Source organism: Nocardia sp. NBC_01503, assembly GCF_036327755.1.
Classification (GTDB): domain Bacteria; phylum Actinomycetota; class Actinomycetes; order Mycobacteriales; family Mycobacteriaceae; genus Nocardia.
Genome location: NZ_CP109596.1, coordinates 3,589,196 through 3,612,645, shown reverse-complemented (window position 1 = coordinate 3,612,645; position 23,450 = coordinate 3,589,196). Strand labels below are relative to the sequence as shown.

General features: G+C 66.0%; 22 protein-coding genes and 1 tRNA gene. 12 read left to right on the top strand and 11 right to left on the bottom strand.

The features are described 5' to 3' along the window. Window positions 1–102 precede the first annotated feature (102 nt). Entirely contained in the window at window positions 103–513 is a 411-nt protein-coding gene (locus OHB26_RS16110) for a DUF1801 domain-containing protein (protein WP_330184967.1), read from the top strand. A gap of 154 nt (window positions 514–667) precedes the next feature. Here the strand turns inward: OHB26_RS16110 and OHB26_RS16105 are convergent, their stop codons facing one another. Both OHB26_RS16105 and OHB26_RS16100 read right to left on the bottom strand, forming a co-directional pair. Then, window positions 668–1,315: a TetR/AcrR family transcriptional regulator gene (locus OHB26_RS16105; protein WP_330184966.1), complete on the bottom strand. Its 648-nt coding sequence runs from the start codon at window positions 1,313–1,315 to the stop codon at window positions 668–670. Between the two features lie 208 nt (window positions 1,316–1,523). Continuing rightward, a complete protein-coding gene (locus tag OHB26_RS16100; protein WP_330185665.1) occupies window positions 1,524–2,147 on the bottom strand; it encodes a TetR/AcrR family transcriptional regulator in 624 nt (207 codons plus the stop codon). Window positions 2,148–2,468: 321 nt separating this feature from the next. On the opposite strand from OHB26_RS16100, the gene OHB26_RS16095 reads away from it, so the two are divergent. From OHB26_RS16095 to OHB26_RS16075, 5 genes are all read left to right on the top strand, one after another. After that, window positions 2,469–2,539 (top strand) — tRNA-Gln (locus tag OHB26_RS16095). 108 nt (window positions 2,540–2,647) lie between these two features. Next, the gene (gene glmU, locus OHB26_RS16090) at window positions 2,648–4,150 is read left to right on the top strand and encodes a bifunctional UDP-N-acetylglucosamine diphosphorylase/glucosamine-1-phosphate N-acetyltransferase GlmU (protein ID WP_330184965.1); all 1,503 of its coding nucleotides are present in this window, start codon (window positions 2,648–2,650) and stop codon (window positions 4,148–4,150) included. Beyond that, window positions 4,147–5,127: a ribose-phosphate diphosphokinase gene (locus OHB26_RS16085; RefSeq protein WP_067570015.1), complete on the top strand. Its 981-nt coding sequence runs from the start codon at window positions 4,147–4,149 to the stop codon at window positions 5,125–5,127. The genes glmU and OHB26_RS16085 overlap by 4 nt, the downstream gene beginning before the upstream one ends. 212 nt (window positions 5,128–5,339) lie before the next feature. Beyond that, complete coding sequence (locus OHB26_RS16080; protein WP_330184964.1) at window positions 5,340–5,657, top strand: hypothetical protein; 318 nt, start codon at window positions 5,340–5,342, stop codon at window positions 5,655–5,657. Between the two features lie 174 nt (window positions 5,658–5,831). After that, window positions 5,832–6,464, top strand: coding sequence for a DUF2461 domain-containing protein (locus tag OHB26_RS16075; RefSeq protein WP_330184963.1), 633 nt, complete (start codon window positions 5,832–5,834; stop codon window positions 6,462–6,464). Between the two features lie 61 nt (window positions 6,465–6,525). Here the strand turns inward: OHB26_RS16075 and egtD are convergent, their stop codons facing one another. From egtD to OHB26_RS16055, 4 genes are all read right to left on the bottom strand, one after another. Continuing rightward, the gene (egtD, locus tag OHB26_RS16070) at window positions 6,526–7,497 is read right to left on the bottom strand and encodes an L-histidine N(alpha)-methyltransferase (RefSeq protein WP_330184962.1); all 972 of its coding nucleotides are present in this window, start codon (window positions 7,495–7,497) and stop codon (window positions 6,526–6,528) included. After that, entirely contained in the window at window positions 7,494–8,408 is a 915-nt protein-coding gene (locus OHB26_RS16065; RefSeq protein WP_330184961.1) for a class II glutamine amidotransferase, read from the bottom strand. Before OHB26_RS16065 ends, egtD begins: the two co-directional genes overlap by 4 nt. Next, window positions 8,408–9,748 (bottom strand): ergothioneine biosynthesis protein EgtB, encoded by a 1,341-nt coding sequence (egtB, locus tag OHB26_RS16060; RefSeq protein WP_330184960.1) that lies wholly within the window; start codon window positions 9,746–9,748, stop codon window positions 8,408–8,410. Before egtB ends, OHB26_RS16065 begins: the two co-directional genes overlap by 1 nt. Before the next feature lie 402 nt (window positions 9,749–10,150). Beyond that, the gene (locus OHB26_RS16055) at window positions 10,151–11,737 is read right to left on the bottom strand and encodes a glutamate-cysteine ligase family protein (protein WP_330184959.1); all 1,587 of its coding nucleotides are present in this window, start codon (window positions 11,735–11,737) and stop codon (window positions 10,151–10,153) included. Window positions 11,738–11,860: 123 nt separating this feature from the next. On the opposite strand from OHB26_RS16055, the gene OHB26_RS16050 reads away from it, so the two are divergent. Beyond that, window positions 11,861–13,033 carry an aminotransferase class V-fold PLP-dependent enzyme gene (locus tag OHB26_RS16050; RefSeq protein WP_330184958.1) on the top strand — a complete coding sequence of 391 codons (1,173 nt, stop codon included), beginning with the start codon at window positions 11,861–11,863 and terminating at the stop codon, window positions 13,031–13,033. 109 nt (window positions 13,034–13,142) lie between these two features. After that, entirely contained in the window at window positions 13,143–14,789 is a 1,647-nt protein-coding gene (locus OHB26_RS16045; RefSeq protein ID WP_330184957.1) for a fatty acyl-AMP ligase, read from the top strand. Between the two features lie 49 nt (window positions 14,790–14,838). On the opposite strand, the gene pth is transcribed toward OHB26_RS16045, so the two are convergent. From pth to OHB26_RS16030, 3 genes are all read right to left on the bottom strand, one after another. Then, window positions 14,839–15,420: an aminoacyl-tRNA hydrolase gene (pth, locus tag OHB26_RS16040; protein WP_330184956.1), complete on the bottom strand. Its 582-nt coding sequence runs from the start codon at window positions 15,418–15,420 to the stop codon at window positions 14,839–14,841. A gap of 21 nt (window positions 15,421–15,441) precedes the next feature. Next, window positions 15,442–16,050, bottom strand: coding sequence for a 50S ribosomal protein L25/general stress protein Ctc (locus OHB26_RS16035; RefSeq protein WP_330184955.1), 609 nt, complete (start codon window positions 16,048–16,050; stop codon window positions 15,442–15,444). Window positions 16,051–16,300: 250 nt separating this feature from the next. Next, window positions 16,301–16,969 carry a lysophospholipid acyltransferase family protein gene (locus OHB26_RS16030; RefSeq protein ID WP_330184954.1) on the bottom strand — a complete coding sequence of 223 codons (669 nt, stop codon included), beginning with the start codon at window positions 16,967–16,969 and terminating at the stop codon, window positions 16,301–16,303. Between the two features lie 108 nt (window positions 16,970–17,077). Here OHB26_RS16030 and OHB26_RS16025 point away from each other — a divergent pair, with 108 nt between their 5' ends. Both OHB26_RS16025 and OHB26_RS16020 read left to right on the top strand, forming a co-directional pair. After that, a complete protein-coding gene (locus OHB26_RS16025; protein WP_330184953.1) occupies window positions 17,078–17,659 on the top strand; it encodes a TetR/AcrR family transcriptional regulator in 582 nt (193 codons plus the stop codon). Between the two features lie 50 nt (window positions 17,660–17,709). Further along, window positions 17,710–19,335, top strand: a complete 1,626-nt coding sequence (locus OHB26_RS16020; RefSeq protein WP_442942957.1) for a peptide chain release factor 3 — start codon at window positions 17,710–17,712, stop codon at window positions 19,333–19,335. A 111-nt stretch (window positions 19,336–19,446) separates the two neighbouring features. Here the strand turns inward: OHB26_RS16020 and OHB26_RS16015 are convergent, their stop codons facing one another. Both OHB26_RS16015 and OHB26_RS16010 read right to left on the bottom strand, forming a co-directional pair. Further along, on the bottom strand, window positions 19,447–19,971 hold the full coding sequence (locus tag OHB26_RS16015) for a nuclear transport factor 2 family protein (RefSeq protein ID WP_330184952.1): 525 nt from the start codon (window positions 19,969–19,971) through the stop codon (window positions 19,447–19,449). 115 nt (window positions 19,972–20,086) lie between these two features. After that, complete coding sequence (locus OHB26_RS16010; protein WP_330184951.1) at window positions 20,087–20,914, bottom strand: DUF4393 domain-containing protein; 828 nt, start codon at window positions 20,912–20,914, stop codon at window positions 20,087–20,089. A 327-nt stretch (window positions 20,915–21,241) separates the two neighbouring features. On the opposite strand from OHB26_RS16010, the gene OHB26_RS16005 reads away from it, so the two are divergent. Both OHB26_RS16005 and OHB26_RS16000 read left to right on the top strand, forming a co-directional pair. Then, the gene (locus tag OHB26_RS16005; RefSeq protein ID WP_442942955.1) at window positions 21,242–22,564 is read left to right on the top strand and encodes a hypothetical protein; all 1,323 of its coding nucleotides are present in this window, start codon (window positions 21,242–21,244) and stop codon (window positions 22,562–22,564) included. Then, window positions 22,555–23,415 (top strand): Abi-alpha family protein, encoded by an 861-nt coding sequence (locus tag OHB26_RS16000; protein WP_330184949.1) that lies wholly within the window; start codon window positions 22,555–22,557, stop codon window positions 23,413–23,415. The genes OHB26_RS16005 and OHB26_RS16000 overlap by 10 nt, the downstream gene beginning before the upstream one ends. The last annotated feature ends 35 nt before the right edge of the window (window positions 23,416–23,450 follow it).

The following is a 23,450-nucleotide window of genomic DNA, read 5'->3' as shown; positions in this document are numbered from 1 at the left end:
GACTCCTGGGCGCAGATCAGCGGTTCGGACAACCATCCGAGTCTAATCACGGGGACTGACAGCTTTCACACAGACGCTGTCTCCGCGTGCTTTCATGGCTATATGTCCTATGTGGTCGATCCTCGGGTGGACACCTATATCGAGGGGCTACCCGAATGGCAGCGCAAGATCTGCCATCAGGTGCGCGAGATCGTGCACGCGGCGGACCCCGCGGTCCAGGAGACGATCAAGCGGACGGTCCAGCCGTACTTCGTCCTCGACGGAAATATCTGCGCCCTATTGGGCACCAAGAAGGCCCTGGACGTCTTTCTCTACGACGGCGGGATAGTCCCCGACCCGCACGGCATCATCACCGGCGGCCACGACAACAAAACCGCCCGCATGATCGCCGTGCACGAGGGCGAAACCCTCAACGCCCCAGCCCTTCTCGCCATGTTCAAACAGATCGTCGCCAACAACCGCGCGGGCGGCTGGCGCAGACTCAAACGCGAGAATCCGGACATGCCCCGGTAGTCACGCGAACCTCCCAACGCGACAACTGATCTCGCGAGTTCGGGGTAACTCCGGGGGCACCCCCAAAATGGGTGACGGCACCCACCCGCACCACGCGTCCCCAACGGTTCACGGCTCCCAAGCCGTGCGCCGAAGTCGCGGAGAGGCGGGACAGCTACTGCACGTAGCGGCGCAGGCGGCGGGCCGCGAATTCCCTGAAGTACGCGACCTTTTCGTCCGGAACGATCGACGGGAGCAGGAAGTACCAGGCCCGCTCCATCCGCGTCGCCATCTGATCGATGGTCTCGGTGCTGACCGCGACCATATGGACGCCGGTCGTCACCTCCTGCAGCAGCAGGCCGATGGTCTCCGGATCCAGATCGGGCTCCAGATCCCCTTGTGCGATAGCGCGTTCCGCGAGCAGCCGATGCGTCTCACCCCAGGTCTTGGCGATGTTCTCACCCGTCGCGCCGCGGTAGTCGCCGATCTGATGGGTCAGCTTGAGCATCGCCCCGACCATCGGATCGTTCATCGTCAGATCGGCCACCACATAGGTGATTCCGATACACGCCTCCAGCGCGGGCACGCGCGGATCGAAGAAGCCCTGACACGCGCTGATCAGTCGCTCATTGCCCTGATCGACCACGGCGCGCGCCAGCTCCTCCTTGGAGCCGAAGTGAAAGTACAAGGCGCCCTTGGTCACATTCGATTGTGCGATGATCTCGGACAGGGACGCGTTCGCGTACCCCAATCGCAGAAAGACATCGGCCGCGCCCGCGAGCACGGAATCGCGAGTGATCTCCGCACGCGCTTGCCTAGCCATCAGATCCGCCTGTCATCAAACCAGCCATCCTGAAGTAGACCGACATCCCGAAGTTGACCGACATCACAGTTCGAACAGCACTCGAAGGATGGGTGAACCGTACCACCCGGCTGCCGTATGCCAGTCGATTCGAGCATTCGACCCGTCCTCCTTCGCAATTCGCTGGTTAACTGTCCAGTTCCGCCGCTGTGCCATACCGATTTCAGACCTATAGGTCTCGTACCCCTTTGCCGCTGGGCCATTCCGACGCCAGCTTGGGGTCGGCCTCCAGATGCGTGAGACCGTTCCAGCACAGATTCACCAGGTGCGCGGCGACCACTTCCTTCGAGGGTGATCGCACGTCCAGCCACCACGTCGCCGCCGTTGCGACCATGCCCACCAGCGCTTGTGCGTACAGCGTCGCCAAACTCATATCCAAACCGCGGCGCTCGAAATCACCGGCGAGTATGTGCGCCACCTGATTTACGGCTTCATTCAACAGGCTCGAGTAGGTGCCCTCCGCGGCGGAGGCCGGTTGGTCGCGCACCAGAATGCGGAACCCGTCCGTGCGCTCCTCCATGTAGGTGAGCAACGCCAGCGCCACCTGCTCCAGGCGCACCCGCGACCGGTTCTGCGCCAGCGACGCGGTGATCATCTCCAGCAGCGCGGACATCTCCCGATCCACCACGACGGCATACAAACCCTCCTTGCCGCCGAAGTGTTCGTACACCACGGGTTTGGACACCTGCGCCCGCTGCGCGATCTCCTCCACCGAAGTCGCGTCGTACCCCCGCTCGGCGAAGAGCGCCCGCCCGATCTCGATGAGTTGCTGCCGCCGCTGCGTCCCCGTCATACGCGGCCGCGACACCCGGTTGCCATCACCCGAAGTCATCGCCCCGCCTCCCGTGTATGCCGTACGAACGTCCTACAACCATTGCATATCCCGCCTCCCCGAACCTTTAGCCGGCCGCAAGGCGCGCCAACCGTCGCCCACCGGGCCTGCGGTTGGGCGAGTGGCCAAGTTCTGGACGTACCCGGCGAGCTACCCCGATCTCACGAAATCAGTTGTCGCTTTCACAAGCAAAAATCGCGGAATTGGCACGCCATGTGCGAGTATCTACGCGCGTGCCATAGAACAGCCACGCGGCGAACCAAACGGTCCGCCGGGTTGCAATCCGCCGTAGTGTAATGGCAGCACCACTGATTTTGGTTCAGTTAGTTCAGGTTCGAGTCCTGGCGGCGGAGCTCGCGAACGGGGTCACTATGGTTGGCCCCGCACATCGCTGACGCAGCACAACTGTGGCCCAGCGCAACAAAGAACTCAGCACGATGACGCGCAGCCGAGGGAGATCCATGCCACAGCAGACCGCCGTCGTCGTTCTCGCCGCCGGAGCCGGAACCCGAATGCGGTCCAAGACCCCCAAGGTGTTGCACCGGATGTCCGGCCGCAGCATGCTCGCGCACGCGCTGCATGCGGCGAACGAGATCGACCCGACGTACCTCATCACCGTGATCGGCCATGACCGCGAACAGGTCGGCGACGCGGTGGGCAAGGTGGGAGCAGAGCTCGGCCGCCAGATCATCCTGGCGGTACAGGAAGAACAGCGCGGCACCGGGCACGCGGTGCAGTGCGCGCTCACCGCACTGCCCGATGATTTCACCGGTGACGTCCTGGTCACCTACGCGGATGTGCCACTGCTGGACGGGCACACACTGAACGCGCTGCTGGACGAGCACCGCAGTTATACCGAGAGCTCCGCGGTCACGGTGCTCACCTTCGCACCCGACGATCCGAACGGCTACGGCCGCATCGTCCGCGACGCCGAGGGTCATCTGCTCGAGATCGTCGAGCATGCCGACGCCACCCCGGCGCAGGCCGCCATCGGCGAGGTCAATTCCGGCGTATACGTTTTCGACGCCGCGGTGCTGCGCGTGATGATCACCCGCATCGACACCGACAACGCGCGCTACGAGCTGTACCTCACCGATGTGCTGAAACTCGCTCGCGAGGCCGGACATCCGGTGCACGGTGCGCGACTTCTGGACTCCGCCAAGGTGACCGGGGTCAATGACCGCGTGCAATTGGCCGATGCCGCGCGCACGCTGAACCGGTACATCGTGGAGCGCCATATGCGCGCCGGGGTCACCATCATCGATCCGGCCACCACCTGGATCGACGGCAGCGTGGTCATCGGCCGCGACGCGGTGATCAAACCGGGCGTACAACTGCTGGGCGACACCATCATCGGTGAGGACGCCGAAGTCGGACCCGACTCCACGCTCACCGATGTGGTCGTCGGTGAGGGCGCGAAGGTGGTGCGCACGCACGGCGAGAAGGCCAATATCGGCCCGCGCGCGAATATCGGCCCCTTCGCCTATCTGCGCCCCGGCACCTCGGTCGGCGAGGCCGGCAAGCTGGGCGCGTTCGTGGAGACCAAGAACGCGAATATCGGCGCGCACTCCAAAGTTCCGCACCTGACCTATGTGGGCGACGCCACCATCGGCGAGCACAGCAACATCGGTGCGTCCAGTGTCTTCGTCAATTACGACGGGGTGCGCAAGCATCACACCGTGGTCGGGTCGCATGTCCGCACGGGCAGCGACACCATGTTCGTCGCACCTATCACCGTGGGTGACGGCTCCTATACGGCGGCAGGTACTGTACTGCGCAGAAGCGTTCCACCGGGGGCTCTGGCGGTGTCGGGTGGAGCACAACGCAATATCGACGGCTGGGTGCAGCGCAATCGCCCCGGCACCGATGCCGCCCGCGCGGCCGAATCGGCTCTCGCGGGCAACTCGGACGAACCGAGCAAGACCGAGATATCCAACGAGCAAAAGGATGGCGAACGTCCGTGACCGCGTTCTCTACCGAAAACCACAAGAACCTGATGCTGTTCTCGGGACGCGCTCATCCTGAGCTCGCCGAGGCGGTGGCCAAGGAACTCAACGTCCACGTCACCCCGCAGACCGCGCGCGACTTCGCGAACGGCGAGACCTTCGTCCGGTTCGAGGAATCGGTTCGCGGCTCCGACGCGTTCGTGCTGCAGAGCTTCCCCGCCCCGCTGAACCAGTGGGTCATGGAGCACCTGATCATGATCGACGCCCTCAAGCGCGGTTCGGCCAAGCGCATCACCTCGGTGCTGCCGTTCTACCCGTACGCCCGACAGGACAAGAAGCACCGCGGTCGTGAGCCCATCTCGGCTCGCCTGATCGCCGATCTGCTCAAGACCGCGGGCGTCGACCGCATCATCACCGTCGACCTGCACACCGATCAGATCCAGGGCTTCTTCGACGGCCCGGTCGATCACATGCACGCGCAGGTGCAGCTGGCCGAGCACATCCGGAACAACTACGCGCTGGACAATATCGCCGTGGTCTCCCCGGACGCGGGCCGCGTGAAGGTCGCCGAGAAGTGGGCCAACTCGCTGTCGGACGCGCCGCTGGCGTTCATCCACAAGACCCGTGATCCGCTGGTGGCCAACCAGGTCGTGGCCAACCGCGTGGTCGGTGAGGTCGAGGGCCGTACCTGCATCCTGATCGACGACATGATCGATACCGGTGGCACCATCGCCGGCGCGGTCAAGGTGCTCAAGGAGGCGGGCGCGGGCGATGTCGTCATCGCCGCCACGCACGGCATCCTCAGCCACCCGGCCGCCGAGCGGCTGGCGAACTGTGGCGCCAAGGAGGTCGTGGTCACCAATACGCTGCCCATCGACGAGGACAAGAAGTTCCCGACGCTGACCGTACTGTCGATCGCGCCGCTGCTGGCGCAGACCATCCGTGAGGTCTTCGAAAACGGTTCCGTCACCGGCCTTTTCAACGGCAACGCTTAACCGCCTCCCCGAAACTTCAGCGCACGGCCTGAGAGCCCCCTCCAGTACCATTCGCGTACTGACGGTCGGGTGCGCCCCAAGTTCTGGGCGTACCCGACGAGTTACCCCAACCTCACGAGATCAGTTGTCGCGTTCCCAGACTCCTCAGCGGTAGCGTTGCACCCGTACTTCAGTTCGCTACGGGTGCGCTGACGCGCAGAGGGTGGTGCTGCATGGACGACCGGCGCAATGATGACGAGGATCAGCTCATCGACGAGGTACTCGACAAGGAGGACGTCGAAGACCTCGACTACGACATGGGCGATGACGACCAGGCCGACGAGGTGCGCGAGTACGAGCGCTATATCGCCGACCCGCCCGATGAACTCGTCATCCGCAACCGCGAGAACGACGATAACGGCCGACTCGGTATCGAGGCCGAACTCGACCAGGAGTGGACCCGTCGCCGCCAGCGCGACGAGAACAAGGCCGAGGACGATCGGCCCGCCGAGCTCGCCGCCATGGAAATCGTCGACGAACCGGGCGATTAACGCATTTCGCGAGGCCGCGCTGTTACGCGAGGCGGTCCGCATTGTGATACCCATGGAAAGCCACACGACCTCCAAGGAAGGCGCGACATGAGCACGCCGCCGCACGAACCCCAGTCCAATCCGGGCGACATGTTCAAGAAGCCCATCTACGGCTCCAGCCTGACGAACTGACCGATGACGCAGTTCACCGGATTCCCGCTCGCCGGACTCGACTTCTACGAAGACCTCGAGGCCGATAACTCCAAAGCCTTCTGGGCCGCCAACAAGAAGGTGTGGGAGACGGCGGTGCGGGATCCCATGCAGGCCCTGCTCGCCGAGCTGGAACCGGACTTCGGGACGGCCAAATTCTTTCGGCCGTATCGCGATATCCGGTTCTCCAAGGATAAGACGCCCTATAAGGATCATCAGGGCGCGACGGTGCACGCCACCTCCGGGGGTGGGTGGTATGTGCAGATCGGGGCGGCCGGGCTGTTCGTCGCCGCCGGGATCTACGGGCCCTCACCCGCCCAGCTCGCCCAATTGCGCAGCACCATCGACAATGAGGTGCGCGGGGCCGAGCTGGAGCGACTGCTGGCGGGAATGGTCAAGGCGGGGTACACCATCGGCGGCGACAAACTCGCCACCAAACCCAAGGGGTACGCCGCCGACCACCCGCGTATCGAACTGCTCCGGCACAAATCCATCGTCATCAGCAAGGATTTCGGGGCACCGGCCTGGTTGGAGACTCCTCGGGCCGCCAAGGAAATCCGTGCGGCCTGGGAAACCATGCGCCCCACCATGGAATGGCTTGCGGCAGTGACAGGTTGAGGGGGCTACCCCTCAACCCGCCAACAACCCCTCGTCATCCCGGCACGCTTTTGGCCGGGATCTACCTCCGCTCAGCCAATACCAACGCGAACCGATCATCCGGATCGGTCCAGATCCGTTCGGTCGTGAATCCCGCTGCGTCCAACTCGGATTCGAGACCCTCGGGGCGGAATTTGGCGGAGATCTCGGTGCGTAGCTGCTCACCCTTCGCGAAATCGACGGTCAGATCGAGCTCGGCGATCGAGACGGTGACCGCTTCGGTTGCCTCCAAACGCATTTCGATCCACTCGTGCTCGGCATCCCACAGCGCGATATGGGCGAACTTCTCCGGTTCGAAATTCGCGTCCAACCGAGCATTGAGCACATGCAGCACATTGCGATTGAATTCGGCGGTCACCCCGGCGACATCATCGTAGGCGGGCACCAGAATCGCCGGATCGATCACCAATCCCGCACCGAGCAGCAGCTGCTCCCCCGGCTCCAGCACATCGTGCACACCGGCCAGGAACTCCGCGCGCTCCTTCGGCACCAGATTGCCGATGGTGCCCCCCAGAAAGGCGATCATGCGCCGCCCACCGCGCGGCAGATTGTCCAGCGTGGCGGTGAAGTCACTGACCACGCCGTGCACGCTCAGCCCCGGGAACTCTGCCGACACCTGATCCGCCGCGGCGGTCAGTGCCGAGACCGAGACATCCTGCGGCACATAGGTCTTCAACGGTCCCCCGGCGCTGAGCGCCTCGAGCAGCAGCCGGGTCTTGGCCGCCGAACCCGCACCGAGCTCCACCAGCACCTCGGCCTGCGCCAACTCGGCGATCTCCCCGACCACCCGCTCCAGCAGGGCCCGCTCGGTGCGGGTCGGATAGTACTCGGGGAGTTCGGTAATGAGCTCGAACAGCTCACTACCGCGCGCATCATAGAACCACTTGGGCGGCAACCACTTCGGCTCCGCCGCCAGCCCCTCGCGCACATCGGTGCGCAAGGCGGCGGTCAAATCCTCATCCGTCAAATGAATGTCCAGCGATGCGGCACTCATGAACCAGCCCTTCCGATTTCGATATCCAGGTCCTGCACCGACAGCCACCCCGGCCGCGCCACGACGAGTTGCCGATCCGCGATGGCCTGCCACCGCGGATCGTCGTCATAGGGCTCCGAGGCGACCACCACGAACTCCTCCCCCACCAACACCGACAGCGCATGCCGCCATGCGGTGGCCCACACCGTCTCCCCATCGCCCACCAGCAGATTCAGCCGAGCCGACGGCGACAACTCCGCCACCGCCCGAACAACCTCGCGCAATGCGACATCCGGCGTTGCCTCGCTCTCCATCCGGCCGCGCAGGATCACCCAGAGGGCGGCGGAATCGGTCATCGACTCGGCCTCCAGCAGCGAGGGCGAGTCGAACTTCGCGGCGACGGCGGTGAGGGTGCCGCGCCAGTCGGGAATCACGCCGTTATGGCTGAAAGCCCAGCGGCCGTGCGTGAATGGGGCACAGGCGGTGCGCTCCACCGGCATCCCGACGGTGGCCGAGCGGATGGCGGCCAGCACCGCGCGTGAATAGATCTGCGGGAGAACCTCATCCACGGCCGGATCCGTCCAGATGGGAGCCGCATTGCGGTAGCGGCTCGGCCCGGCCTCCCGTGTGCCGAGGTTCGATGCGGGATCTCGCCTGTCGTCATCGCGGTGTGCTGTCGGCCGAGATCCAGCGCCACCTGTTGGACCATCCCCGGTGTGGATCCCGGCCAAGAGCATGCCGGGATGACGTGGCTCGGTTGATGCCGGTTGGGTGGGAGTCCACCACGCTATGCCGAAGCCGTCGGCGTTGATGGTGCCGCCGCCGCGCATATCGCGCGGGGCCCAGGATTGGGTGCGCAGCGAGTGCGGGCCCCGGGTCAGGAGGTCGCCCACGGGGACCGGTGGGCCGAGGTAGGCGAGGTGGCGGCACATCAGAGGTCCGCCGGGGTGAGGTCGCGGGCCAGGCGGAAGCCGGAGAAGATCTGGCGGCGGATGGGGTGGTCCCAGTTACGGAAGGTGCCGCGGACGGCGACCTCGTCCGCGCCGAAGGAGCCGCCGCGCAGGACTCGGTAGTCGCCGCCGAAGAAGACCTCGGAGTATTCGCGGTAGGGGAAGGGGCGGAAACCCGGGTAGGGGGTGAAATCCGAGGAGGTCCACTCCCAGACATCGCCGATCAACTGGTGTACGCCGTGCGGAGACGCACCTGCCGGATAGGCTCCGGCATCGGCCGGTTCCAGATGGCGCTGACCGAGATTCGCGGTTTCGGGGGTGGGGCCGGCATCGCCCCAGGGGTAGCGGCGGGAGCGGCCGGTGGCGGGATCGAAGCGGGCGGCCTTCTCCCACTCCGCCTCGGTGGGAAGGCGTTTGCCCGCCCAGGCGGCGTACGCCTCGGCCTCGAAATAGCAGACGTGCAGGACCGGCTGGTGTGGACGCAGCGGTCGCATGGCGCCGAAAACCCTGCGCCACCACCGGCCGCCGCCGTCCCGCTCCCAGAATTGCGGGGAGACCAGACCTGCCTCGACGCGATGCGCCCAACCGCGTTCGGACCAGAGCTCCGGGCGGTCGTAGCCGCCATCGGCCATGAACTCCAGATACTGCTCATTGGTGACGGGCGCGGCATCGATGGCATAACCCGGCACGTACACCGGATGCGCGGGCCGCTCATTGTCCAGCGCCCACGGATCGGTATCGGTGCCCATGGCGAATTCGCCCGCGGGAATGACGACTTCGCCGCGCACCGGATGCGTCGCGGCCGACGGGGCGGATGCGGCCAACACCGCCTGCCCCTCGCGTAGTTGGTGGGTGGCGAGCATGGTCTCGTCATGCTGCTGCTCATGCTGGGCGATCATCCCGAAGGCGAATCCGTCGGCGACCAGCTCCGTCCCGCGTAATGGACTGTGCTCCAGCACATCCCACACCTTGCCGCGCACCTGGCCGACGTACTCCCGCGCCTGCCCCGGAGTCAACAGCGGCAGCGCGGGCCGATTCGCCCGCGCGTGTTTGAACGCGTCATACAGCTCGTCGATATCCGAGCGCACGGCCTCCCGCCCGCCCACATCGCGCACCAGCCACAGCTCTTCCTGATTCCCGATATGCGCGAGATCCCACACCAGCGGACTCATGATCCGCGAATGCTGCGCGACCAACTCCGCCTCATCCAGGCAGTCGGTCAACCCGGCGGTCCGCCCCCGCGCCCGCTCCAATACCCGCGCAATCCGCTCCCGCAGCTGTTCCGTCTCGCCCCGATCAGTTCCCGGTAGCTGAATGGTCATGAGAAAACTCCGAATTCGATTCGAGAATGAAAAGCGCCCAACCATCGACACCGCGCGCCGAACCGCGGCGGCCAGCTGCCGCCGCGTCCGCGGTCATACGCCCGCTCCCGGAGACGGGAGGGACCGTGGGCATGGATCCTCGGCCACAACGCCGCGCGGCGGCCGCTGATTCCGCAGCGGCGGAAAGGAATATCGATCGCACCCGGCGGACGCTGACGAGTGCCGCCGTGGTCGTGCTCATTAGCCCCTGCGAGCAGGACAGATTCCCAGTCGCAAGCGTTTGCGAAATCGATGCGAAGCAGCCGCCAATTCCGCTGCGGCGGTAAGGGATGTCGCGTGGACGATCGTCCCGACCACGCCCCGAAGCCCGGCGGCCACCGACGCGTGCCGCCGTGGGGGCGCTCATACGCCGCGCCCGGATTCGGGATCGCTTGCCGGTGGCAAGCCTTGGCGACATCGGTGCGACGCGGCCGCCAATTCCGCTGCGGCGGAAGGGGATGCCGCGTGGGCGGTGGCCAGGTCCAGGAGAGCTACCGCGGCGGCGCGAATTTCGGGGTCGGCGAGGCCGTAACGGGCAGCTTCGGACCAAAGGGCAGCCGTCGAGCCGGCCAGCGCGGTCGCCTCCGCCACCACGGCGGGTGTGGAGACCAGAGCGTCGATGGCGTGCACCGGGACGGTCCAGCTGTCGCCGGGCTGGGCGTCCAGGTAGCGGACCTCCAGGTGGCCGGAGGCGCGGACCGGCGGGAAGACCGTGGTCAGGTGGTAGTCCAGGTCGGAATGGTCGGGGCGGCGGCCGATTTCGTCGTCGAGCGCGCCGCACAACCAGTCCGCGAAGGTCGCGCCCGGTGGGGCCGACCAATCCGCTGCGACGGAGCTGGGCCGACGGGCAGCACCCGCGCCGAATGGCCCAGCAGCGCCGGTCGGCCTCGAGAAGCCTTGCGAGCCAGCGGCGTTCCCGGATCCCGCCCCGGCGGAGCCGGTCAAGCCGACGGGATTCCCGGATCCATCCATGGCGGAGCCGGTCGATCCGCTGCCCGATGCGGAGCCGTTCGAGCCATTGGCCGATATGGAGCTATCCGGGCCTTCGGCGGAGACATTGCCACCCGCATCCGCGCTCAGCGAGCTGGTCGGGCGGACGCACAGGAGAGGGACGTCCAGGGCCCAGCGAGCGTAACCGGCGACCGGATCGGGCCAATTGTGGACGGGTGGGCGGGTGCGCAGATGGTCCAGGCGGAGCCAGGTGCGCATGCGCTGGGAGGCCCAGGTACCCGGGGGTGCACCGCTCAGGGTCGGTGAACAGGCGAAAGCGGCCAGCAGGGCCGGGCCGATGGCGTAGAGGGCGGTGAGGCGGGCGGTGATATCCGCTTCGTCCGCTCCGGCGTCGACGCTGACCTGGGTGGCCGCCGTATTGCACATCATGAGGGCCCCGAAGGGGCCGATTCCGGCGAAGGAGCGCTCCATGGCGCGATAGCGCGGGAGTTGGAGCAGGCGCTGTGGTCCGCGGGCCGGATCCGCGGAGGCGGAGAAGGTGTGGATATCGCGGGCTTCCAGGAGTTCCCGCAGGCGCACCGTATCGGTGCGCAGGCGCTCACACAGTTCGGCGGCGGTGCCGAACGGGGCGCTGGAGAGTTCGATCTGGCCACCGGGTTCGATGGTGACCCGGCTGCCTCCCGGCAGTGGATGTGCCGGGGAATCCGGCGAAATGGACTGCGGCGCATGGGGCCCCAGTGCGTCCGCCAGCACAGTCAACTGCGGACGCGGGGCCGACGCCGAAGGCTCCCCCTGCGCGGTGAGCCACTCCAATTCGGCGCCGATGAGCGCGGGTGGGCCCTGCTTGAAACAGACCTTGCCGATATAAGCCTCCGCCGCGGCCCGGCTGGAGAACTCGCTCCCCGGAGCCCGCTCGACCCGCCCGGTCTGCACGGCGGTGGTCTGCCCCGCATGCCCGACAACTCGCGGCAAATCGGTGAGGGATGTCGAAACCGCCATGCCAACCTCCGCTCGAGTGAACTTCGACCGTCCGGCGCACCGGACGATCAATCCAGGGTAGCGAGGAACACCGACAACAAAACTTACGAATTGGGGAACAGCCCAACCGATATGGTCGATCCCATGGTGAATATTGCCCGTTTGCGTGCCGATACCCCAGGTTGCGAGGGCCAGGTCTTCCTGGACAGCGCCGGTTCCTCACTGCCCCCGAGTATCGTCGTGGAGACCGCGATCGCGCACCTGCGCCGCGAAGCCGAGATCGGTGGCTATCGCGCCGCCAACGAACGCCTCGATGATCTGTACGCCGTCAAGACCGCGATCGGACAGCTCATCAATGCCCCCGCCGCGGCCATCGCGCTCAGTGACAGCGCCAGCCGTTCGTGGAGCGACTTCTTCTACTCGGTCCCGCTGCGCCCCGGCGACCGCATTCTCATCTCCGGCGCGGACTACGCCAGCAATGCCATCGCCGCCCTGCAGCGCGCCCGCCGGACCGGGGCCGTGGTGGAGACGATTCCCAGCGACAGCAGCGGGCAGATCGATCTCGACGCCCTGGAATCCATGGTCGATGAACGCGTGAAACTGGTTTCGCTGGTTCATGTTCCGACCAATGGCGGCCTGGTGAATCCGGTGGCGGAGGCCGCCCGGATCGCCCGCCGCGCCGGAGCGCTGGTGCTTCTGGACGCCTGCCAATCCGCGGGCCAGCTACCCCTGGATATCGCCGAATTGGGTGTGGACGCGCTCTCGGCTACCGGCCGCAAATGGCTACGCGGTCCGCGCGGCACCGGCTTCCTCTACGTGCGCCCCGAACTGGCCGCGACCATGGAGCCGACCCGACTGGATCTGCACAGCGCCGCCTGGACCGGTCCCACCGAATACACCCTCGCCCCCGATGCCGGGCGCTTCGAATTCTGGGAGTGCGATATCGCGGGCCGTCTCGGCCTGGGCGCGGCCGTCCGGTATCTGCTGGAGCAGGGCCCCGCCGAGATCTATCGGGCCATCGCCGAGCGCGCCGAGTACCTCCGCAAAACCCTCCAGGAGATCCCCCGGGTGACCGTCCGCGATCGCGGCACCCAGCACGCGGGCATCGTCTCGTTCACCGTCGACGGCCTCGCCCCCGTGGACGTCCGCGACCGCCTCGCCCGCGACCACATCACGGTGACCGTGAGCCACCGCTCCTCCACCCTGCTCGATATGACCGATCGCGACCTCGACTCGGTCGTCCGCGCCTCCCCGCACGCCTTCATCACCTTCGAGGATCTCGACCGCTTCGCCGCCGCGGTTATCGCGCTGCCCTGACGATCTTGTTGCGAAGGTTGTGCACGCCGGCAACTATTCCGAAACGGTTAACGCCGGATGGGTGGCGGCGGGATAGTTGAGGTGTTGGCCAGCGTTTGAGGAGTCGATCGTGAGCCGCTTCACCGAGGAAATGTATGCCACCGCGCGCACGTCCACGCACGGGTTGGTGACGGGGGAACCCGAAGCCCCCCTGCGGCAGTCGTGGGGCGAGATCCATCGCATCGCAAGGGAAATGGCCGGTGGCCTCGCCGACGCCGGAATCGGGCACGGCGATGCCGTGGGCGTATTGGCGGGTATGCCGGTCGATATCGCTCCGGCCTGCCAAGCCGTATGGATGCGCGGTGCGTCGATCACCATGCTGCATCAGCCCACACCGCGCACCGATCTACAGATGTGGGCGCACGACACCGAGACCGTACTGCGCATGATCGAGGCGCGCGCAGTGGTTTTGGGCGCACCCTTCGAGGCCGCCGCTCCCCTGCTCGCCGAGCGCGGGATCGCCGTGGTGACCATCGATCAGATGCGCCGAGGCAACGAGATCGATCCGCTGCCGACGGGTGAGAACGATATCGCCTTGCAGCAGTTGACATCCGGCTCCACCGGTTCACCGAAGGCGGTGCGGATCACGCACGGCAACTTCTTCGTGAACGCCTACGCCATGTTCGATCGGGTGAAATTCCACCTCGACGACGATGTGATGGTGAGCTGGCTGCCGCTCTTCCACGATATGGGCATGGTCGGATTCCTGAGCGTCCCAATGCAGTTCGGCGCCGAGGTGGTCTGCGTGACCCCGCTGGACTTCCTGGTCCGCCCGATCCTGTGGGCCGAGCTCATCTCCAAATATCGTGGAACCGTCACCGCCGCACCGAACTTCGCGTATTCGCTGCTGGCTCGCAGACTTCGCAATGCCGATGACGGCGCCTTCGATCTGAGCAGCGTCCGTTATATGTGGAATGGCGCGGAACCGGTCGACGCCGACACCATGGACGCACTCGCCGAGGCCGGAAAGCGCTTCGGGCTCAACCCGATGGCGCTCACACCCGTATACGGCATGGCCGAAACCACCCTCGCCGTCTCCATTCCCGATCCCGGACTCGGGCAGATCCTCGATGTGGTCGATGCCGATCTGCTGGAGGCGATCGGCAAGGCGGTACCGGTGCGCGATCCCGAACACCATCACAGCGCGGTGCGCCGACTGCCCACCCTCGGCTATCTGGTCGACAATCTGGAGGGGCGGGTGGTGGACACGGATCGGCAGCCGCTGCCGACGCGCAGTGTCGGTGTGATCGAATTGCGCGGCCCCGCCGTGACTTCCGGCTATGTGACGGTGGAGGGCTTCCGCCCCGCTCAGGATGCCGACGGCTGGCTGGACACCGGCGATATCGGCTACTTCACCGAGGACGGGCTGGTAGTGGTCTGCGGGCGCATCAAGGACGTCATCATCATGGGCGGCCGCAATATCTTCCCGACCGATATCGAGCGAGCGGCCCTGCGTATCAAGGGGGTTCGCCCCGGCAATGCGGTGGCGGTGCGGCTGGACGCGGGCCAGAAGCGGGAAAGCTTCGCGGTTGTGGTGGAGAGCAACGACTTTCAGAATCCGGCCGAGGTCAAGCGCATAGAACACGACATAGTCCACGCCGTCTTCTCCGAGGTGGGCGTCCGCCCCCGCAGCGTGACCATTCTCGGTCCGGGGGCGCTGCCCAAGACCTCGTCGGGAAAGCTCCGCCGCTCGGCGACTACAGCCCAACTGGGCTGACGAAAGCGCCCCGTCCGGATTCCGGACGGGGCGCGAAGTTCTCTGTTACTCAGTGCAACTGGTTCTGGGCGGCTTCCAGGCCGACCCGCAGCAGCATTTCCACCGCGTCCGCGGCCTGCTCCACAATCACCGGAACCTCTTTGCGCTCGGCCGCCGAGAACGGCTTGAGCACATAGTCGGCGGGATCCTGACGCCCCGGCGGCCGGCCGATGCCGAACCGCACGCGCAGGTAGTCCTTGGTGGTCAGGGCCTGCGACATCGAGCGCAGCCCATTGTGACCACCTTCGCCGCCACCCTGCTTCAACCGGATCACACCGAACGGCAGATCCAGTTCGTCATGGATGGCGATCACCTCGGTGGCGGGCACCGAGAAGAATTTCGCCAGCGCAGCGACCGGGCGGCCGGAGAGGTTCATGAAGCTGCGCGGTTTCGCGATCAGCACCTTGCGCCCGTCCAGACGTGCCTCGAGCAGATCCGCGCCCGATTTCTTGTGCACGGTGAAACGGCCGCCGACGCGCTCCGCGAGCACATCGGCGACCATGAATCCGACATTGTGCCGGGTGCGCTCGTATTCGGTTCCGGGATTACCCAGTCCGACAACGAGCGCGGGCCCGGCCGACGCCTCGGTCACGAGAACCGTTGGGAGGCAGTATTACTCGGCGGCGGCTTCGCCGGCGGCAGCAGCCTCGGCGGCCTCTTCGGTCTCCTGAGCGGAGGCCGGGGCGGCGATGATGTTGACGATCAGCGCCTCCGGGTCGCCGGCCAGGGTGACGCCCTCGGGCAGGGTGATGTCGCCCGCGTTGATCTGGGTGCCGGCCTCGACGCCCTCGATGGAGACATCGATGGACTCGGGCAGCTTCATGACGTCGGCCTCGATGGAGAGCACGGTGACGTCGGAGGTGACCAGGGTGCCGGAGGCGGCCTCGCCGACCAGGTTCACGTGCACATCGGCGACGACGCGCTCACCGCGACGGATGACCAGCAGGTCGGCGTGCTCGATGTAGCGACGGATCGGGTGCACGACAACCGATTTGGTGAGCGCCAGGTGCTTCTGGCCCGCGATGTCCAGGTTCAGCACGGCGTTGGTGCCGTGCTCACGCAGGATGGCGGCGAAGTCACGCGCGTTCACGGCGAGGTGCTGCGGCTCGGTGTTGTGGCCGTAGAGCACGGCGGGAACGTTGCCGTCGCGGCGGGTGCGGCGGGCCGCGCCCTTGCCGAACTCGGTGCGTACAGTGGCTTCGAGAAGGTTGGCGTCGGACATGACTGTCTACTCCTACGGCTCGTCCGGGCTGATGTCAGCGTGCTGGCCAGGGGAACTTGCCGCCCTGGCGCGATGTTGGTCTATTCGTCTGGCGAAGACCAACAGGGACGGCCGGAAGCCGAAACCCGTCGATCACGGTGGACATTTTTGGGGTGTCGCACCCTCGCCGAGACAACCTGAAGACTCTAACACGCGGTCATAGATGCTCCACACCGCCCCCACCTCGAGCTATACGCGCGTCGCGGGCGAACTAGGCGGCCTCGGCCCGCTCGGTGAATGTGGCCGCGTAGCAATCCACATAGGGGCGGCCGGAGCGGCGCACCAGATCGGCCATGAGCTCATCGGTCGCCTGTCGCACACCGCACCGGTCGGCCGGGACGAAGTAACGCGGGCGACCGATGGAGATGCGCACCTTCGCCGGGCGCAGTAGGCGGCGGTGACGCGGATTCATCCGATCGGTGCCGGAGAGCACCACCGGGATCACGGGAGCACCGGTCTGCATGGCGACTCGGATCACGCCGGTACGACCGCGATAGATGCGACCGTCCGGCGAGCGGGTGCCCTCGGGGTGGATGCCCCAGACACCGCCCCGCTCCAGAATTCGCACGGCCGCCGCGAGTGAATCACCCCCGGCCCGGCCGCCGGTGCGATCCACCGACACCTGCCCGGTGGCGTTCATGACCCAGCGATTCACCCGCCCCCGGAACCCACCGGTGGTGAAGTACTCCTGTTTGGCGATGAAGGTGACCTTGCGGGGCAGCACCAGGCACAGATACAGCGAATCCACCACCGCCAGATGGTTGGCCGCGATGATCACCGGGCCGCCGGCCGGAACATGCCGCAGTCCTTCGATTTCCGGTCTGCCCAGGAGTTTGAGCAGCGGTCCGACGAACACATGCTTCAACAGCCAGTACCACATGAAGTTCTCCCCGTTACGAGTTCCGTAGACACTGTCTACAACGTCTACACCACCTGGTAGACAATGTCTACGGCGAATCGCCCCGGAAGACTTGGGAGGATGTCCGACATGAATGTGGTTGAGCCACTGCGCGAGCGACTGGTCAGCGCCGGAGTCGACATGCTCGAACAGGTCGGCGCGGGCCAACTCGGGCTGCGCGCCATCGCCCGCGAGGCGGGCGTCTCGCACGGTGCGCCCCGCCGCTGGTTCCCCACCCATAATTCGCTGCTGGCCGCCATCGCCGCCCGGGGTTACGCCGATCTCGGCGCGAGACTCGAAGCGATACAGGGTGATTCACCCCGCGAACGCCTCGACCGCACCTGCCGGACCTATGTGGAGTTCGCCGTCGAACGCCCGGAGATGTTCACTCTCATGTTCCGCCACGACCTCCTGGAGGGCGCGGGCGAGAACCTGCGGGCCACCACCACGCTGCCGATGTTCCGCCGCTGGCGCGATCTCGTCGCCACCGCCAGCGCTCCCCCGACCACCGATGGCAACCCCCCTGACACCGACGAAATCGCCCTCGGCCTCTGGACCAACCTGCACGGGGTGGCGACCCTGGTCGCCAATCGCAGCCTCGAGGCCATGGCCCCGGGCTTCGACCCCGACCGACTGGTCACCTCCGCCATCACCCGCCACCTGCCCAGGTGAGGGTGTTCGCGTACCCTGGTTCGGTTGCCTCGTCTGTGAAGGAGTCCCCCGTGAGTTCCCCGACTACCAGTGCGACCACGCCCCAAAAAGGGCGGTTGGCCGACGAGGTGGCCCGGCGGCGCACCTTCGCGGTGATCTCCCATCCCGACGCAGGTAAGTCGACGCTGACCGAGGCGCTGGCGCTGCACGCCAAGGTGATCTCCGAGGCGGGCGCGATCCACGGCAAGGCCGGACGCAAATCGACGGTCTCGGACTGGATGGAGATGGAGAAGGCGCGCGGTATCTCCGTCAGCTCCACGGCCCTGCAGTTCGAATACGGCGAGTGCGTGATCAATCTCGTCGACACCCCCGGTCACTCCGACTTCTCGGAGGACACCTACCGCGTGCTCACCGCGGTCGACGCGGCCGTCATGCTCATCGACGCGGCCAAGGGCCTGGAACCGCAGACGCTCAAGCTCTTCCAGGTCGCGCGCGATCGCGGGATTCCCGTCATCACCGTCATCAACAAGTGGGACCGGCCGGGTCAGGCGCCCCTGGAACTCCTGGACGAGATCACCGATCGGATCGGTCTCACCCCGACTCCACTGTTCCTGCCCGTCGGTATCGCCGGTGATTTCCGCGGTCTGCTGCGGCGCGGCGAAGAGGGCGCACCGGCCGAGTACATCCACTTCACCCGTACCGCGGGCGGCGCGACCATCGCGCCCGAGGAGCACCTCACCCCGGAAGAGGCCGCCGAACGCGAGGGCGAAGCCTGGATCACCGCCGTCGAGGAGAGCGAACTGCTCTCGGCCGCAGGCCAGGATCACGATCAGGAACTGTTCCTGGCGGGGCACACCTCACCGGTGATCTACGGCTCCGCCATGCTGAATTTCGGTGTGCGCCAACTCCTCGAGACGCTCATCGAGCTCGCGCCCGCACCCCGCGCACGCATCGATATCAATGAGCAGCCGCGCGAGACCGACGCGCCGTTCAGCGCGGTCATCTTCAAGGTGCAGGCCGGTATGGATACCGCGCACCGCGACCGGCTCGCGTTCATGCGCATCGTCTCCGGCGAATTCGAGCGCGGCATGGTGGTCACGCACGCGCAGACCGGTCGCCCGTTCGCCACCAAGTACGCGCTCACCATCTTCGGCCGCGAGCGCACCACCGTCGATACCGCGTACCCGGGTGATGTGGTGGGTCTGGTCAACGCGACCGCGCTGGCCCCCGGGCACACCCTGTACGCGGACAAGAAAGTGCAGTTCCCGCCGATCCCGTCGTTCGCGCCGGAGCATTTCGCCACCCTGCGCGCGCAGAGCGCGGGCAAGTACAAGCAGTTCCGCAAGGCCATCGATCAGCTCGACTCCGAAGGCGTGGTTCAGGTGCTGCGCAACGACATTCGCGGCGACGCGTCACCGGTACTCGCCGCTGTCGGACCCATGCAGTTCGAGGTGGTCACCGCACGCATGCTCGGCGAGTACAACGTCGAGACCCAGCTCGATTTCCTCCCGTACCAGTTGGCCCGCCGCACCGACGCCGAATCGGCGGTCGAGCTCGGCCGCCAGCGCGGCGTGGAGGTCTTCACCCGCACCGACGGCGTCATGCTCGCCCTCTTCGGTGACAAATGGAAACTGGCCTACATCCAGAAGGAACACCCCACCCTGACTCTCGAACCGCTGGTAGCCACCGCGGACTAGCGGTCTCCCCGTCATCCCGGCGCGTTTTTGGCGGGGATCCACCGATGTCGGCTGCCAACTGGGCGGTGTGGATGCCGGCCAGAAGCATGCCTGGATGACGAGCGGGGTGAGTCAGCCCATGGTGCCCGTGGCATCCGGCGGCATGGGATCGGTGCGGGGAGTATCGGCCGGATCGCGGGCGATGAGTCCCCAGCGGCTGGAGGTCAGGCGCAGGCTCGGCAGATCCGAGAGCGACAGGACCACCTCGTAGGTGCGTTCATAACCGGTGTGCGCGATGCGCCAGTTGCCGTCATCGCACTTGACGTACTGGTCGGTGTAGAAGGCCGCGCCGCGCAGCAGCATATTGTGGCCCGGAATCAGCACCGTATCGGCGAGGTACCAGGTGCCGACGGCGGTATCGCCGGTGACATCGATCTCCGGGTGGTCGCAGCGGTGTTCGGTGATGACGTGCGGGCCGAGGGTGTTGCGCATGAAGGCCAGGAACGCGTCGCGGGACTCGAATTGGAGGTACTCGCTGTAGGTGGCGGTCGCCTCCGGGATCATGGTGTCGGCGAACTCCTCCCACGACTTGGTGTCGAGGGCACGCAGATACCGGAACTTCAACCGGCTGATCGCGGCTACCGCATCGGAATCCATAACACCCACAATCCCATCAGAGGTGCGGGATACCGCTGCATTTGGAGCAGATCTGTACCGGATCGCTACCGGGCAGATACCGCACACCCCGATTCAAATCGGGGTGCGGGGCATCTCAGTTGCCGATGCTGAAGCAGGTGGTGCAGAAGTCTTCGCCGAATTCGGTCAGGCGCAGACTCTTTCGGACGATCTTGGGGGCGCGGCCCGCCTTCTTGAGGGCCGACTCCACCACCGGCTGCACCTCCAGCACCATGTAGCGCGAGAGCACCACCGGATCATCGGAGGTGGTGGTCAGACCGAGGCGGTTGAGGTTGATCAGATAGTGGCGGGAGCGGTCCGGGTAGCGCACGCCCGCCTGCTCCGGTACCGAGGTGAGATCGCCCTGGACCAGTTCCGAACCGATGCCGAGCGGGCGGTTGGTCCGCACATCGACGGTCGGCTGCGGTCCGTTCAGGGCCATGAAACGCAGAATGCGCGCCTCATCGGGTGCGAGCTGATCGAGGATGCGGTCGTAGGCCGGGTGCACATCCTCGTTGAAGTAGACATCGGCCGAGCGCGCGAGCAGAGCGTCACCGCGGCGGCGCAGCTCCTCGCTGGAGGCCGAGCGCAGCAGACCCCCGACGCCGATGGCCGTCTGGCTCGGCCCACCCACGGGAGTCGGTACATAGCTGACGATTTCGCGCACCGAACCCTCGGTGACGCCGAGTGCGCTGCGCGCGATGGACCGCAGCGCCGCACCCGTGCGCTCGGCGATATCGGCCGAGGATTCCCCGTCCAAGGCCGCCTGCGTCAACTGCTTGGTGATATCGAAGCTCGTCTCGACCGCCCACTGGCCCGAGCGCGCCGCGGTGCCGACCGCGAGCCCCGCCGCCCGGAAGACACCGCGAATCAGTCGCGCCTCATTGCTGATCTGGCGCTGCTCGACGTCCGAACTGCGTTCCACGGCACGGGGACCCGGACGGACCACCTCGCCTGCACCCCCCTGCGACTGCCCGGTCCTGTCGTCTGTCACGTCCATCTCCGAATATTGCCAGGTGAACTGATTCGTCCACAGATTATTGCCCCCGACAGACCTACAGGTTCGGTGAACCCCCGTCATTCTCGTTGGTGAACTCGAATGAGTGGAACACCGGGGCAACCACTGTGACACAGATCTCCGACCCAGACACTCTCTCACTGGACTCACTTCCTGAATCCGAAGTAAGGTCCGGTACGCCGATGGGGTTGACGCCGGCGGTGGTACCGGTGCGTGGTCGGCAGGAGGGTGACGTTGCTAGAGAGTGTCTTCGGAGTCCACCCGACAATTTTGCTGGAACTGATCACGATTCCGTTGTTCACCGGCGTTATCGGTTACATCACCAACTGGACCGGCGTGCTGATGCTGTTCAAGCCGGTCGCCTTCCACGGCTTTCGGATGCCCGGCCTTGCGGCCCTGTTTCCCTTCCTGCCCAAGCGGATTCAGGTGCTGCCGCTGCTGCAGTACGACGGGCGGATGGGCTGGCAGGGCATCGTTCCCTCGCGGGCGGACAAGATGGCGAGTATCGCCGTCGACAAAGGGCTGGCGAAACTCGGGAATGTCGGCGACTTCTATCGAGAACTCGAGCCCGACAAGCTCGCGGAACATTTTGTTGAAACAGCGGAACTCCAGATTCGCGACATCGTGGAAGAGATCCTGCGACGCGAACATCCGCAACTTTGGTACAACCTGCCCAATGGCGTTCGCGAGATGGTGCACACGCGCGTTCGGGAGCAGCTACCCGAAATCCTGCACGCACTCACCGAAGAACTCGGCAACAACATCGATCAACTGCTGGACGTCAAGCAGATGGTGATTCGGTACTTCCAGGCGCGACCACAGTTGCTCAACAGTCTCTTCCAGGTGCTGGGCGCGAAGGAACTGCGATTCATGCAGAACTTCGGCTTCTACTTCGGCGCTCCCATGGGTCTGGTGCTGGTCGGCATTCTGCATGGGACCGGATGGTCCGCGCTGGCCGTACTGCCGATCGGCGGGATCATCATCGGCTGGGTGGTCAACTGGGTCGGCATCAATATGATCTTCGCGCCCGCCTACCCCAAGTGGTGGTGCCCGTGGCGGCAGGGGCTGCTGATCAAGCGGCAGCCCGAGATCACCGAGGGCTATGCGGACATGGTCGCCAGCCAGATCATGACCGTCGCCAATATCGGTGACGAGCTGCTCAACGGACCACGCTCGGATCGCACCATGCAGATGCTCACCGACACCCTCAAGCCCGCGGCCGATCATGCGCTCGGCCCCGCCCGCGGTGCGGTGAAGTTCTTCCTGGGCAATCGCGAATACGACTCGCTGCAGGACAGTTTCACCGCCGAGTCCATGAAGATCGCCCCGATCGCCTTCGCGGACCCGGAGTTCAACGTGCGCCAGGGCAAGCAGGTGCAGGAGTACATCGCCAAACAAATGTCGGCGCTGCCGCCGCCGGAGTTCGTGGACATGCTGCGTTCGGCCATCAAACAAGATGAATGGCTCTTGTTTGTCCATGGCGGTGTGCTGGGGCTCATAGCCGGTTACGCTCACCTCCTGATCTTCGGAACAGGAGTGGCTACCTCATGGATATGACCGAAACCGATTCGGGCGAAGGGGAACCCGCCGATACCTCCGCCGAACTGGTGCTGCGCCCCGCCGCGCCGCTGCCGGTTCACCTCGCGCCGACGGCCGCGGCCGGGCCGGTGCGAGCGGCGACAGGTGTGGTGCGCGTTGCCATGTCGGCCGCGGTCGAGGCCGGGGTATGGGGTTTGAGCACCGCGTTCGGAGTCACCTCGGTGGTGTTGCGCGGCAGTATGGCCGGTCAGGCCCCGCGTGAGATTCTCTCCGAAGCCGGTGCGCAGGTACGGCATTCGGTACGGCAGGCACTGGGCGTGACCGCTCCGGAGGCCGCCTCGATCACCGCCACCGAGCCCTCCTCCAGCAGTGCACTGCGCGCTCGAGGCGCCGAATTACTACGCCGCTCAGCCGAATTCCATGATGACGACGATGCGCATCGGCATCCCGCCTACGCCCGTATTCTCGGCGAGCTGGCCCCCGATGAGGCCCGCATCGTGAGGTACCTCTACCTCGACGGACCGCAGCCGCTGCTCGAGGTGCGCGGCGGCCGCAATGCCAATGGCGGCCAGTTCAACCTGCTCGGTGAGGACGCCGGTCTGCGCTACCCGAATCGGGTCGAGGAGTACCTCACCAATCTGGACCGGCTCGGTCTGGTCGATATCACCCGCGAACCCCTCGGCAACCCCAACCGCTATCAGCTGTTGGAGGCGCAGCCCGAGGTGCGCCGCCTGCTGAAGCGAGCGGGGTTCGGCACCAAAGTCCTCTATCGCACAATCGAACTCACCTCATTCGGTGCGGGCTTCGTGCGCACCTGCCTGCCGATCCCGAGTCTGGATCAGCCAGCGCGCATAGAGCAGCACGGGTAAGCACTTTCCCGTCATCCCGGCATGTTTTTGGCCGG